General features: G+C 40.7%; 11 protein-coding genes. All 11 read left to right on the forward strand.

Annotation, left to right across the window (positions count from 1 at the left end):
* The first annotated feature begins 7 nt into the window (after positions 1–7).
* The 11 genes from VK159_RS14755 (at position 8) to VK159_RS14805 (ending at position 14369) form a co-directional block, all read left to right on the forward strand.
* On the forward strand, positions 8–1012 hold the full coding sequence (locus tag VK159_RS14755; RefSeq protein ID WP_324230924.1) for an arabinan endo-1,5-alpha-L-arabinosidase: 1005 nt from the start codon (positions 8–10) through the stop codon (positions 1010–1012).
* Positions 1013–1045: 33 nt separating this feature from the next.
* Positions 1046–2152: an aldose epimerase family protein gene (locus VK159_RS14760; RefSeq protein ID WP_324230925.1), complete on the forward strand. Its 1107-nt coding sequence runs from the start codon at positions 1046–1048 to the stop codon at positions 2150–2152.
* An 18-nt stretch (positions 2153–2170) separates the two neighbouring features.
* Positions 2171–3874, forward strand: coding sequence for a ribulokinase (locus VK159_RS14765; RefSeq protein WP_324230926.1), 1704 nt, complete (start codon positions 2171–2173; stop codon positions 3872–3874).
* A gap of 3 nt (positions 3875–3877) precedes the next feature.
* A complete protein-coding gene (locus VK159_RS14770) occupies positions 3878–4579 on the forward strand; it encodes an L-ribulose-5-phosphate 4-epimerase (protein WP_324230927.1) in 702 nt (233 codons plus the stop codon).
* Positions 4580–4638: 59 nt separating this feature from the next.
* Positions 4639–6129 carry an L-arabinose isomerase gene (gene araA, locus VK159_RS14775; protein WP_324230928.1) on the forward strand — a complete coding sequence of 497 codons (1491 nt, stop codon included), beginning with the start codon at positions 4639–4641 and terminating at the stop codon, positions 6127–6129.
* 77 nt (positions 6130–6206) lie between these two features.
* Positions 6207–7946 (forward strand): sodium:solute symporter family transporter, encoded by a 1740-nt coding sequence (locus tag VK159_RS14780; protein WP_324230929.1) that lies wholly within the window; start codon positions 6207–6209, stop codon positions 7944–7946.
* A 99-nt stretch (positions 7947–8045) separates the two neighbouring features.
* The gene (locus VK159_RS14785) at positions 8046–8702 is read left to right on the forward strand and encodes an HAD family phosphatase (RefSeq protein WP_324230930.1); all 657 of its coding nucleotides are present in this window, start codon (positions 8046–8048) and stop codon (positions 8700–8702) included.
* 215 nt (positions 8703–8917) lie between these two features.
* Positions 8918–9445 carry a hypothetical protein gene (locus tag VK159_RS14790; RefSeq protein WP_324230931.1) on the forward strand — a complete coding sequence of 176 codons (528 nt, stop codon included), beginning with the start codon at positions 8918–8920 and terminating at the stop codon, positions 9443–9445.
* A gap of 222 nt (positions 9446–9667) precedes the next feature.
* The gene (locus VK159_RS14795; protein WP_324230932.1) at positions 9668–10372 is read left to right on the forward strand and encodes a hypothetical protein; all 705 of its coding nucleotides are present in this window, start codon (positions 9668–9670) and stop codon (positions 10370–10372) included.
* A gap of 227 nt (positions 10373–10599) precedes the next feature.
* Positions 10600–12921, forward strand: a complete 2322-nt coding sequence (locus VK159_RS14800; protein WP_324230933.1) for a PSD1 and planctomycete cytochrome C domain-containing protein — start codon at positions 10600–10602, stop codon at positions 12919–12921.
* Positions 12921–14369: a DUF1501 domain-containing protein gene (locus tag VK159_RS14805; protein WP_324230934.1), complete on the forward strand. Its 1449-nt coding sequence runs from the start codon at positions 12921–12923 to the stop codon at positions 14367–14369. Before VK159_RS14800 ends, VK159_RS14805 begins: the two co-directional genes overlap by 1 nt.
* Positions 14370–14448 lie beyond the last annotated feature (79 nt).

Raw genomic sequence — 14448 nt, forward strand, 5'->3', positions numbered from 1 at the left:
AAAAAGAATGAAGCTTTTTGCAACGATAGTATTTGTGTTAAGTGTATTAATGATTCATGCGCAGGGCAGGGGCGATTCTGTTGGCACCATTAAACCAATGCGTCAAACATCTGTGCATGATCCGGTGATGATCAAAGAAGGCAACACATATTATCTGTTTTGCACGGGCTTTGGTATTTCTGTTTACTCATCAACCGATCTTCAAAACTGGAAAAAAGAAAAACCTGTTTTCGCTACCGCACCACAATGGGCTGTTGAAGCTGTACCGGGTTATCGTGGTCACACGTGGGCACCCGATATCAGCTATTTCAATGGCAGGTATTATCTCTACTATTCTGTATCAACGTTTGGAAAAAATAATTCCTGCATTGGTGTGGCAGTCAATAAAACATTGAATCCCTCATCACCCGAATATAAATGGGAAGATCTGGGCAAAGTGATTGCATCTGTTCCCGGGAAAGATCGCTGGAATGCAATTGATCCCAATCTTATTATTGATGAGAACAAAGTGGCCTGGCTCAGCTTCGGTTCATTCTGGAGCGGACTTAAATTGGTAAAACTGAACAGTGATTTAAAAACGCTTGCTCAACCGGATCAATTAGTTTCTATTGCTGCAAGATCAAACGGCAATGGAACTGATACAACCGGAGGAAATGCCATTGAAGCGCCGTTCATTTTCAAAAAAGGAGAATACTACTACCTGTTCGCTTCATGGGATTATTGTTGTCGTGGCGAAAAGAGCAATTACAAAGTAGTGGTGGGAAGAAGTAAACAGGTAACAGGTCCTTATCTTGATAAAAATTCTGTAACTATGACCTCTAATGGAGGCACGCTGGTACTCGAAGGCGATGCTAAGGAATGGTTTGGTGCAGGACATAATGCGGTTTATCATGCTGATGGTAAAGACTACATTGTTTATCATGGATATGATGCGCTGGATAAAGGACGATCAAAACTATTAATTAACGAACTCGCCTGGGATAAAGAAGGCTGGCCAACATTAAAAAAATAAAACGATCATATGAATTTCAAAAAACTATTATTGATGACAACAATTACAACTGCTGCACTCACATCATGTGGCGATGGCGCTGAAAAGAAAAGCGAAGAATCAACAAATGAAAAAGTAACAAAAGTTGCATGGGGTGAAGCTGATGGCAAACCGGTTGACCTGTACACGTTAACCAATGCAAATGGTGTGCAGATTAAGATATCAACGTATGGTGGCGTTGTTACATCATGGGTTACACCTGATAAAGCCGGTAACAAAAGCAATGTCGTGTTAGGTTTTGATAGCCTGAGTGGTTATTTGGCTAAGCCTCCTTACTTCGGTGCCATCATTGGCCGTTATGGTAACCGTATTGGTAAAGGAACATTTAAGATCGATACAACAACGTATCAACTTGCAACCAACAATGGTGCAAATCATTTGCATGGTGGAAACAAAGGATACGACAAAGTTGTTTGGGATGCAAAACCAGCTGACAGCACTGCATCTTTGACGCTTACTTATTTAAGCAAAGATGGAGAAGAAGGTTATCCCGGTAACCTCAACATCACTGTTGTTTATACACTCACAGATGAGAATGAGTTATTGATCGATTATACTGCAGAAACAGATAAAGCAACTGTGGTGAATTTAACCAACCACAGTTATTTCAATTTAACAGGTGATGTAAACAATACCATTCTTGATCATCAACTGCAGATCAATGCCGATAAATATACTCCTGTTGATGCAGGATTAATTCCAACAGGTGAGTTGAAAGATGTAAAAGGAACTCCGTTTGATTTCTTACAACCACACAAAATTGGTGAACGCATTGCTGCTGTTGAAGGTGGTTACGATCACAACTTTGTATTGACACGTACAGGAAGCGATCTTGAATTGGTTGCAACGTTGAGTGATTCTGTAAGTGGTCGTAAGCTGGAAGTTTTTACCACTGAACCGGGGTTACAATTTTATTCAGGAAATTTTTTAGATGGAACAATCAAAACAAGTGATGGCAAATCCATCAATCTCCGCACAGGACTTTGTCTGGAAACACAGCACTTCCCTGATTCACCAAACAAACCAGCATTTCCGTCAACCTTATTAAAACCGGGTGAAAAGTATCATACCGTAACCAAGTACAAAATTTCCGTTAATTGATTTTTATAAAGTGAATTTATGAGTAGTGAAGCGTCTTATGTAATTGGTGTCGACTACGGATCAGATTCCGTACGAACCATTATTGTGAACACAGCAAACGGTGAAGAACTTGCTTCATCGGTGTTTTATTATCCGAGATGGAGAAAGCAGTTGTACTGCAACATGAACGAGAACCAGTTCCGTCAGCACCCGTTGGATTATGTGGAAGGACTGGAAGCAACCATTAAAGAATGTGTGGCAAAGGTTGGTGCTGAAGTTGCTTCAAAAGTAAAAGCACTTTCTGTTGATACAACAGGATCAACACCGGTTGCTGTAGATAAAACAGGAACACCGCTTGCATTAACTCCCGGTTTTGAAGAAAATCCCAACGCCATGTTTGTGTTGTGGAAAGATCATACAGGCGTTGGCGAAGCAGCAGAGATCAATACACATGCAGAAAAATTTGAACCCAACTATTTACAATTCGTTGGTGGTATTTATTCTTCTGAATGGTTCTGGGCAAAACTGTTGCGTGTGTTACGTGCAGATGAAAAAGTGAGAAACAGCATTTATTCATTTGTTGAACATTGCGATTGGATCCCCTTCTTATTAGTTGGCGGAACAGATGTACATCAAATGAAACGTGGCGTATGTTCTGCAGGTCATAAAATATTATGGGCAAAAGAGTGGGGTGGACTTCCTCCCAATGAATTCTTTGCCACATTAGATCCGTTGCTTGACGGATTTACTGATCGGTTATTCAAAGACACATATCCGGCTGATCAATCAGTGGGAACTATCACCAAAGAATGGGCAACACGTTTAGGTTTACCTGAAACAACTTTGGTTGGTGTTGGTGCATATGATGCTCATATGGGTGCAGTGGGTGGACAGATCGAACCCTATTACTTAAGTAAAGTAATGGGCACATCCACTTGTGATATGATGGTGGCACCGGTAAAAGATGTAGAAGGAAAACTTATCAAAGGTATTTGCGGACAAGTACCCGGCTCCGTTATTCCCGGTATGATCGGGTTGGAAGCAGGTCAATCTGCATTTGGTGATGCATATGCATGGTACAAACGTTTACTCACATGGCCATTGCAACAGATATTGTCAAAGTCAACCTTAGTTGATGATGCAACAAAATCAAAACTCATCAGCGAAACAGAAGATGCAATTATTCCGCAACTAAGCAAGCTGGCAGAACAATTAGAAGTAGATGAACATAGTGAATTGGCAGTGGATTGGTTCAACGGAAGAAGAACGCCGGATGCCAATCAATTGCTTACGGCTTCTATTACCGGTCTTGATCTGGGAAGCGATGCCGTGAGAATGTTCAGAGCAGTTGTTGAATCAACTTGTTTTGGTGCAAAAGCAATTGTTGAACGTTTTGTTGAGCAAGGTATTCCGGTGAAAGGATTGATCGGTCTTGGTGGTGTAGCAAAAAAATCTCCATTCATTATGCAGATGATGGCCGATGTGATGAATATGCCTATCAAAATTCATAAGAGCGAACAAACCTGTGCATTAGGAGCAGCGATGTTTGCTGCAACTGTTGGCGGTGTGTACAACAAAGTGGAAGATGCTATGAAAGCAATGGGACAGGGCTTTGATGCAGAGTATCATCCCAATCCTGATCGTGTAGCGGTTTACCGGCACCGTTATGAAAAGTATAAAGAAGTTGGTGCGTTCATGGAAGAACAAACCAAACAAGTAAGTGTAGAATCATTAACAGCATAATTCATGAGCAAGTATAGTCACATACAGGAAGAAGCATACGAAGCAAACATGCAGTTGCCCAAACTAGGGTTGGTGCTGTTTACATTCGGTAACGTAAGTGCGGTTGACAGAAGTTTGGGTGTATTCGCCATTAAACCGAGCGGTGTTCCGTACGAAGATCTGAGTCCCGATAAAATGGTGATCGTTGATTTTGATGCCAACACAGTTGAAGGAACATTTCGTCCTTCATCCGATACAAAAACACATGCAGTATTGTACAAGCATTGGGAAAAGATCGGCGGTATTGTTCACACACATTCAACGTATGCAACAGCATGGGCACAATCGCAACGGGATATTCCCATCTTCGGTACAACACATGCAGATTACAATACCGTTGATATTCCATGTGCTGCTCCCATGAGTGATGAAATGATCAAAGGCAATTATGAATACGAAACAGGTTTTCAGATTCTCAATTGCTTTAAAGACCGTGGATTGAGTTATGAAGAAGTGGAAATGATCTTAGTGGGTAATCATGCTCCATTCACTTGGGGTAAGAATGCAGCAAAGGCAGTACACAACAGTGCGGTGCTGGAGTTTATTGCACAAACATCGTTGCTTACTGAACAGATCAATCCCTCTGCTCCACGTTTAAAAGATTCTATTCGTCAAAAACATTACGAACGTAAACACGGACCTGACAGTTATTACGGGCAATCATAAAAAATCTTACAGCCAATCTTACAGCAAACATTCAATCGATCACAGATTCAATTTAAAAAATGAAAGCGTTTAAAAATTCAGAAGTATGGTTTGTTACAGGCAGCCAGGACCTGTACGGTGAAGAAACATTAAAACAAGTAGCAGCACACTCACAGGAAATTGCAGGATCACTCAACGATGCTGCTGTGATACCGGTAAACGTTGTGTTTAAACCAACAGTTAAATCATCAGAAGAAATATATGCCATCTGCGCCGAAGCAAATGCAGCAACCAATTGTATCGGCATCATTACATGGATGCATACATTTTCACCTGCAAAAATGTGGATCAGAGGTTTAAATATTTTACATAAGCCATTATTGCACCTGCACACACAATTCAACCGTGACATTCCATGGAGTGAAATTGATATGGATTTCATGAACCTCAACCAGAGTGCACATGGCGACAGAGAGTTTGGTTTTATCATGACCCGCATGAAGTTGAAACGTAAAGTAGTGGTTGGTCATTGGCAGGATCCGGTTGTATTGGATAAGATCAATACATGGGCAAGAGCTGCGGCTGGTTGGAATGATTCACAAGGTGCACGCATTGTTCGCTTTGGTGATAACATGCGTTATGTAGCTGTTACCGATGGTGACAAAGTGGAAGCAGAAATGAAATTTGGTTATAGTGTGAACACGCATGGCATTGGCGATCTTGTAAAAGTCATCAATGAAGTGAGTGATGCTGATGTTGACAAACTCACTCAGGAATATTTTGATACCTACAATGTTGTTGCATCGTTGAAGAAAGATGGTAAACAATACCAGTCGCTGCGTGATGCTGCAAGAATTGAGTTGGGCATGCAATACTTCCTTGAACACGGAAACTACAAAGCATACAGTGATACGTTTGAAGATCTGCATGGCATGAAACAATTGCCGGGCATAGCTTCGCAACGTTTAATGGGTAAAGGTTATGGTTTTGCTGGTGAAGGTGATTGGAAAACGGCAGCGCTTGTAAGAACCATGAAAGTAATGGGCACCGGTTTGAAAGGCGGTAACAGCTTCATGGAAGATTATACCTATCACTTCGATCCAAAGAATCCATTGGTACTTGGCTCACATATGCTGGAGATCTGCGAAAGCATTGCTGATGGAAAAGCAAATTGTGAAATTCATCCATTAGGAATAGGTGGTAAAGAAGATCCTGTTCGTTTGGTGTTTAATGTTGCAGCAGGACCTGCATTGAATGCATCAATCGTTGACATGGGCAACCGCTTCCGAATGTTAGTTAATGAAGTGGAAGCAATAGCACCTGTTGCTGATCTTCCAAAACTTCCTGTTGCAAGAGTGCTGTGGAAACCATATCCAAATATGAATGATGGTTGTGCAGCGTGGATATTAGCCGGTGGAGCACATCACACAGGCTATAGTCAGAACCTCACTTCAGAGCATATGGAAGATTTTGCAGAGATGGCAGGTATCGAATACGTCCGCATTGGTAAGCAGACAGACCTCTATCAATTCAAAAATGAGCTACGATGGAATCAAGTTTTCTATAAGTAGAACATTTAATTGTTTTTATTCATAGATTTAAAGCTTTTAAACAGCCATCCTATTTTTTCAAAACGTAAAACTTGCTAATGAACAGTTTATCAGGCTTAGACATTCTCATCTTTGTGTTTTATTTTATCCTTGTTGCCGGTTACGGTTATTGGGTTTACAATAAAAAGAAGAAAGCCACCATCTCCGCATCGCATGATTACTTTTTAGCTGAAGGTTCACTTACATGGTGGGCAATCGGTGCTTCGTTAATTGCCTCTAACATTTCTGCAGAGCAATTTATCGGAATGAGTGGTAACGGTTATTTTGTTGGTATTGCTGTTGCAGCGTACGAATGGATCGCTGCTCTTGCATTGATCATCATTGCTGTTTGGTTCATGCCCGTGTATTTAAAGAACAAGATCTACACCATGCCCCAGTTTTTAAAAACGAGGTATAACGAAACGGTGTCGTTGATCATGGCCATCTTCTGGTTGTTCTTATACGTGTTTGTAAACCTTACTTCCATTTTATATTTGGGAGCCATCGCTATCAGCGGATTGATCGGACCTGAATATTTACACACAGTAATGATCGCACTCGCTGTATTCTCACTCATCATTACATTAGGTGGTATGAAGGTGATCGGTTACACCGATGTAATACAGGTAGCTGTATTGATCATTGGTGGTTTTGCAACGATCTATTTTGCATTAACGATTGTGAGTGAAAAGTTTGGTTTGGGAAGAGATGCAATGGCAGGTTTTAAAACATTAATGGATCAGGCTCCTGACCACTTCCATATGATATTAGATAAACCAACTGCGGAATCTTCGCAGGAGGATGTCAATAAGTATTTGATCCTTCCCGGTATTGCGATGTATTTCGCCGGCCAGTGGATCGTGAATCTGAATTACTGGGGTTGTAACCAATACATCACACAGCGGGCATTGGGTGCCGATCTGGATACTGCACGTAAAGGAATTTTGTTTGCTGGGTTCTTAAAGTTGTTGATGCCGATCATTGTGATGTTACCTGGTATCGCTGCTTATGTGTTACATAAGAATGGTCACCTGGAAGGTTTGAGAGGAATGGATGATGCCTACTCGGCAATTCTTGGTTTCTTACCATCGGGATTAAAGGGGTTAGCGATTGCTGCATTAACAGCTGCCATCGTTGCATCACTTGCAGGTAAGCTCAACAGTATTGGTACCATCTTTACATTGGATATTTATTTAAAGTACTTCAGGAAAAAGCCTGCAGCAGATAAAGATATTTCTTCAACAGCTGAAATTGCTAACGCACACAGAGAAGGCGAAGAGAAAAACATGGTGTGGGTTGGTAGAATGGCTGCATTGGTTTCAATCGTATTAGCCGTGGTGTTTGAATGGAAAGATATGCTGGGCATTAGTGGTGAAGGCGGCTTTACATTTATTCAGAAGTATACCGGCTTTATCAGTCCCGGTGTATTCGCCATGTTCATCCTCGGTATGTTCTGGAAACGTACAACAGGTGGCGCTGCGGTAGCCGGTTTAATTACGGGTTTTGTAATGGCTATTTTCTTCAACAGCTTTGCAGTAAACATATTTGGTCATGAAACTTTGATGTATACTGCTTTCAAAAACAATGATGGTGTGTATGAAATTCCATTCCTCATCAATATGGGATGGGCCTTCTTTATCACCATGGCTGTGATGATCGGTATCAGTCTTACCGGACCTAAGGTTAATCCAAAAGCATTTGAACTGGATAAATCAATGTTCAAGCTGAAACCTTCTGTTATTGCCATGATCGTATTTACATTGCTTATATTGACTGCATTGTATGTGAAGTTCTGGTAAGAATAAAACGTAAGCTTATAATTCATACACCGCCCATGTCATATTTGCATGGGCGGTTTTGTTTATTGATCAATACTTTTGCGCTGCAATAACACAACCATGAATCAACAGAAAGCATTTTTATTCGACCTGAACGGAACGATGATCGATGATATGCATTATCATATCAAAGCATGGCATGGAATACTGAATGAGTTAGGTGCAGATATTTCCATGGAGCGGATGAAGGAGGAATGTTATGGTAAAAATGATGAGCTGTTGGAACGCATGTTTCCGGGCCGTTTCAGTGACGATGAAAAACGTGAAATGAGTTATGAGAAGGAACGGCATTATCAACTGGCATTCAAACCGCATTTGAAATTACTTCCGGGGTTGCATGTGTTTTTAGAAGAAGCAAATCAACAAGAAATTAAAATGGCGATTGGTTCAGCAGCCATCATGTTCAATATTGATTTTGTGTTGGACAATCTTGATCTGCGTCATTATATCAGTGCAATCGTAAGTGCCGATGATGTGGCCGTAAGCAAACCTGATCCTGAAACATTTGTGAAATGTGCTGAACGATTAAGCGTTGAACCAACCAACTGTATTGTATTTGAAGATGCTCCAAAAGGAGTGGAGAGTGCAAAACGTGCAGGTATGAAAGCAGTGGTGCTCACAACTTTGCATGAAGAATATGAGTTTGATAAATTTGACCATGTGTTGATGTGTGTGAAGGATTTTACAGATGAGCGATTGCGTTCATTGTTTAATTGACCTATGCACACACATGAACTATTGTGTTCAACAGACATTCACCAAAAAAATGAGAATTGGCTTGGCGACACTACAATGAAGATGGCGAATTACAACTGCTTAGAAATCAATTTCTGCAATTTTCTGAAAAGTGTGTTTGTATCGTATATTTATGTGTAAGCGGTAATTTAAACAGCCCCCCAAATAACCTGAACTTTAAGACGTATTCTTGACAAATGATTGAAGTAAAATTTATAGACTTAATTAAGGGTAAAAATTTTGGACCTATTAAAATTGGCGACAAGAAAGACTTTGTAATTCAAACGCTAGGGCAACCTGACGGCTTTTCAAATCCAGATTTCAATCCAGAAAATTACGATGCCATTTTGTATGACCGATATGAATTCAACTTTAGGCAGGACAAACTAAATTCCATTTCAAACTCTCATATTTTAAACTGGGCAAGTAGTTGGAAATTTAACCGAAACTTCCATTATCAAAACGAAAACTTCAAAGTAACATCTTGGTTTAAAAAGCCTTGGATTGACACACAACTAAAAAGCATTAAGAAAAAACTCGACCAAGAAAAAATCACTTACATAGAAACAATATTTTACGACTCCGTTAAATTAACAGTTGGAAAAGATTTGGAATTATTGTTCTCAAGCCAGCTCTCTTATCACAAGGAGCCTGACGAGTGGGCAAAAATTGATTCAAAAATTTTAAATTTACGCCTATGCAACTTTCATTTGCTGGACAACTAAACTACCGCTTACATGGGTTTTGTGTTATGGTGGGGTGACGAACAAAGGCTTAGCTTTAGTTTTTCAATCGGGCTTTCGGTTATGGTTTGGGCTGACGTTCCCTGACACCCACCACAACACAAAGCCCTAAAACGTAAAAGCCATTTTAATTCAGCAGTGAAACATCTATCAGCAGCGACAATAATATTATTCCTTCTCTCCTGTTCGACACAACAAAGTAAGTTGGACAGTAAGGTTCAGACAGAGGAGTTTCACTATATCATGTGGGCTTGTGAATGTGCAAATTGGGCGACCCTTGATGCAATAGAAAAATATGAAGGCGACAGTCTTGCTTCACACTGCGTTTTTGTTGAGCCAGCAGACTCTTCACTAATTCTTTCTGACACATTAGAGTATACAGGCGACATCGTCCAATTTACAGGACAGTATTATGTTGACAAAGGCTATCCAGACGGTTTTGTAAAAGATGAACAACAGGTTGACAAAGCCAAAGTGTTTAGATACACTTCGTATAAAATTGTAAAAAGTAATTATGGCCAAAGTATTGCAGACCAAATTGACAGTGCGAAATATTTAGTTGAGAAAGGCTCATTAAGTGGACAGCCAAAAACACTTGACGTTTCATATGCAGCAATTATGTGTACCTGTCCTCAATGGTTTGAGACAAAATACTCCAACGACACTTCCAACATTGAGCATTTTTATCTTGAACCAGCAAGCAATAAAATACCTGCAGCAAACAAACTTTATAACGGGACAAACATTCCATTACGAATTTCTGTAACTGGACAGTTTTACTCAAAGAAAGGATATCCTGCAAACTACTTTCCTACAAAAGGCGACCCAGAGCCTGCAAAGGTTTTTCGCTATGAAAAAATTAAAATAATTCAAAATGGTAGTCAGGTGACACAAAAAAATGGCTTGTAACATTGGGTTTTATGCAAGTTGGGCCTGACCAGCAAACATCAACCAATTTCAATTCCCAACCTGCATGAAGCCCAGCTCGTTACTCCCAATAGAATCCTCCATCATTTCGTCCGATTGTCTATTTTTCGCTTTCGTAATAAAAATAATTTGCGTTAGATTTATCAGGGCCTTTCAATAATCAGTTAGGGAATTATTGACCGGGGTTCCGCAAAAGCCATCCGATTGCCATGTATAAAAAAACTATCTGGACAATAGCGACTATTTGTTCCATTTTACTATTAGCTGTATCCTGCTTTCGTGGTAAGAACAGCGATGGTTCCTCAATACCAAAAACGGTCAGCTATAATTTTCATATCCGTCCCATTCTTTCCGACAAATGTTTTAAATGCCATGGTCCCGATGGTAACAAAAGGGCAGCAGGTCTGCGCCTTGATATTGCAGACAGTGCTTTTGCTCCGCTCAGAGAAACAAAAGGAGCATTTGCATTAGTTGCAGGTGAGCCTGAAAATTCGGAATTGTATAAACGCATCATTTCTACTGATCCCGAATACATGATGCCTGAACCCGAAGCGCATCTGGGTGCTTTAAGTGAGTATGAAATAAAGCTTTTCAAGAAATGGATTGAGCAGGGTGCGAAGTATGAATCGCATTGGGCATTTGCTTCACCAAAGAAAATTCCGCTTCCCGAAATTGATAATAAGAATCGGGCAAAAAATGAGATCGATTATTTTATCCTGAGCAAGTTAGATGAACAGGGTCTCGAACAAAATGAAGAAGCCGATAAAGAACGGTTACTGAAACGGATAGCTCTTGATATAACCGGCTTACCACCATCAATTGAGATGATGGATAAATTTGTAAACGATAAGAGTGAGTTTGCCTACGAAAAAATGATCGATGAGTTACTGGCAAGTCCGCAGTATGGAGAGAAAATGGCGGTGCAATGGATGGATGTTGCCCGTTATGCAGACAGCTACGGTTACCAGGATGATAATATAAGAACGCAATGGCCTTGGCGAGATTGGGTGATCCATGCATTTAACAAAAATCTTCCGTATGATCAGTTTCTCACCTGGCAAATTGCAGGTGACATGTTACCTGAAGCAAACAAAGAACAAATACTGGCTACAGGATTTTTCCGTAATCATAAGTACACCGAAGAAGGTGGTGTGATTCCTGAAGAGTATCGTATTGAATACCTCATCGATAAAACAAAAACATTTGGTAAAGGAATATTAGGCATCACCATTGAATGTGCGCAATGCCATGATCATAAGTACGATCCGTTTTCACAAAAAGATTATTACTCCTTTCTTGCATTTTTCAACAACACAAAAGAAGCAGGCTTTGAAGGTGATGTAAGCGCATCAAAACCTGCAAAGAATCCGATACTTACCATCAGCGAAGAAGAACGGAAAAATATTCTCTCCTTCATTAATACAAAAGATACCGGCAACCTCACTGTATCTGTTATGGGCGAACGGGATACACTACGTAAAACATTTGTGCTGAACCGTGGGGTGTACGATCAACCGACCGAGGAAGTAAAGGCCGAGGCTATTCCCGCAGTCATGAAATTTGATACAAGCAAATTCACACGCAACAGAGTCGGGCTTGCCCAATGGACAGTGAATAAAAACAATCCACTCACTGCAAGAGTTTTTGTAAACCTGATGTGGCAGGAGTTTTTTGGAAGAGGCCTTGTAAAAACTTCAGGCGATTTTGGTATGCAGGGCGAACTTCCTTCGCATCCTGAATTACTCGACTGGCTTGCAGTTGATTTTATGGAAAACGGATGGAATATAAAACGATTAGTGAAACAGATTCTGACCTCAGCAACTTATCGTCAATCCGCAAAAGTTTCAGAAGAGCAGCTAAAAAAAGATCCGGAGAATATTTACTTGTCACGAGGCCCACGTCTTCGTTTAAAAGCAGAGTTTGTCCGTGATCTTTATTTAGCAAGCAGTGGCTTATTGGTAAAAACGATTGGCGGGCCAAGTGTGAAACCATATCAACCGAAAGGTCTTTGGGAAGCTGCCACTTCGGGAAGAGGAGTGTTAGCCGTTTACAGGCAGGATCACGGAGATGATCTGTACCGCAGGGGACTTTATACATTTATTAAATTAACCGTTCCTCCACCGGGCATGGCGATGTTTGATGCAAGTAACCGTGATCAATGCGAAGTAAAACGGTTAAAAACAAATACGCCCTTACAGGCACTGGTGATGATGAATGATCCTGCTGTACTGGAAGCATCGAGAGTACTTGCACAAAAGTTAATGCTCGATCGATCGGAAGTGAATGATAAAATAACAAAAGCTTTTCGTTTGATCGTTTGCAGAAAACCATCGGCCAAAGAATTGAGTATACTGGAGAATTATTACAATGAGCAGTTGCAACTATTTCAACAGAAAAAATCAGATGCAGCGATCATATTGAAAGCCGGTGAATATCCGCAGAACAATGATGTAGATAAAAATAAATCTGCTGCGTTGATGAAAGCGATCAATACAATCTTTAACATGGAAGAAGCAATAACAAAAACCTGATGATGGAAAAACAAATTCTTGAACATGGTTTACATCTAAACCGTCGCCGTTTTTTATCAAGACTCGGAATGGGTATTGGTGGTATGGCATTAGGCTCATTACTTGTTCCTGATATGCTTGGTGGTGATACGGAAGAAGCAATACTTGCCGGCTTGCCGCAGTTTGCACCAAAAGCAAAACGTATCATTTATCTCTTTCAAAACGGAGCACCATCGCAATTAGATCTGTTTGATTATAAACCGATGCTGGAAAAAATGCATGGGCAAGATCTTCCTGCATCTATCCGCATGGGTCAGCGTTTAACAGGTATGACCGCTGACCAGGCAAAGTTTCCGTTAGCAGGAAGTTATTTTCAATTCAATCAATACGGTCAGGCAAGAGCATGGATCAGCGAGTTGCTTCCTCATACAGCAAAAGTGGTAGATGATCTCTGCATTATACGCAGTATGCATACCGAAGCCATCAATCATGATCCTGCATTAACTTTTTTCCAGACAGGAGCACAGGTTGGTAACCGGCCAAGTATGGGTTCATGGCTTAGCTATGGTTTGGGTAGCGAGAATAAAAATTTACCTGCGTTTTGTGTGTTGCTTTCAAAAGGAAAAGGAAATGGCCAGGGTGTTTATTCAAAATTATGGTCGAATGGTTTTCTTGATTCCGTTCATCAAGGTGTTCAGTTCAGCAGTGGTGATAATCCTGTGTTGTATCTCAACAATCCGGATGGGATGGATAAAGATGAGCGACGCAAAATGCTGGATAATCTTGCTGAGTTAAACCAGGAAACTTATAAAGAATTTGGTGATCCGGAGATTCAGGCAAAAGTTCAGCAATACGAAATGGCTTATCGCATGCAAACATCAGTGCCTGATATTACCGATCTGAGTAAAGAACCCGAAGACATTATAAAATTATACGGGCCCGATTGTTTAACTCCCGGAACTTATGCAGCAAACTGTTTGCTTGCAAGAAAACTTTCTGAGAATGATGTTCGCTTTGTACAATTATATCACCAGGGTTGGGATGGACATAACAATTTGCCAAGTCAGATCAAAGGACAATGTGCAGATGTAGACAGAGCATCAGCAGCACTTATCACCGATCTGAAACAACGTGGTTTGCTTGATGAAACATTGGTGATATGGGGTGGAGAGTTTGGTCGTACCAATTATTGCCAGGGTCCGCTAACAAAAGAAGATTATGGTCGTGATCATCATCCACGTTGCTTTACGATCTGGATGGCGGGTGGAGGAGTGAGGCCCGGTGTATATGGCGAAACAGATGAGTTTGGTTATAACATTGTAAAAGATCCGGTGCATGTACACGACTTTCATGCAACAGTGCTTCACCTGATGGGCATGAATCATGAGCAACTTACATTTAAACATTTAGGCAGGCGCTATCGCTTAACTGATGTTGCAGGGAATGTGGTGAAAGGATTGATAGCTTAAAGGAAGAATACAGAAGTACGATTTACGAGGTACGTACTTCCGACTTCGTACCTCGTACATATTGTGAATTATCATTAAA

The organism is Lacibacter sp., assembly GCF_035299325.1.
Lineage (GTDB): Bacteria > Bacteroidota > Bacteroidia > Chitinophagales > Chitinophagaceae > Lacibacter.

Excerpts from the sequence above, each read along its gene's own strand:
- VK159_RS14765 (WP_324230926.1), top strand. The coding sequence starts at position 2,171 with ATGAGTAGTGAAGCGTCTTATGTAATTGGTGTCGACTACGGATCAGAT.
- VK159_RS14800 (WP_324230933.1), top strand. The coding sequence starts at position 10,600 with ATGTATAAAAAAACTATCTGGACAATAGCGACTATTTGTTCCATTTTA.
- VK159_RS14760 (WP_324230925.1), top strand. The coding sequence starts at position 1,046 with ATGACAACAATTACAACTGCTGCACTCACATCATGTGGCGATGGCGCT.
- VK159_RS14780 (WP_324230929.1), top strand. The coding sequence starts at position 6,207 with ATGAACAGTTTATCAGGCTTAGACATTCTCATCTTTGTGTTTTATTTT.
- VK159_RS14755 (WP_324230924.1), top strand. The coding sequence starts at position 8 with ATGAAGCTTTTTGCAACGATAGTATTTGTGTTAAGTGTATTAATGATT.
- VK159_RS14770 (WP_324230927.1), top strand. The coding sequence starts at position 3,878 with ATGAGCAAGTATAGTCACATACAGGAAGAAGCATACGAAGCAAACATG.
- VK159_RS14805 (WP_324230934.1), top strand. The coding sequence starts at position 12,921 with ATGATGGAAAAACAAATTCTTGAACATGGTTTACATCTAAACCGTCGC.
- VK159_RS14790 (WP_324230931.1), top strand. The coding sequence starts at position 8,918 with ATGATTGAAGTAAAATTTATAGACTTAATTAAGGGTAAAAATTTTGGA.
- VK159_RS14785 (WP_324230930.1), top strand. The coding sequence starts at position 8,046 with ATGAATCAACAGAAAGCATTTTTATTCGACCTGAACGGAACGATGATC.
- araA (WP_324230928.1), top strand. The coding sequence starts at position 4,639 with ATGAAAGCGTTTAAAAATTCAGAAGTATGGTTTGTTACAGGCAGCCAG.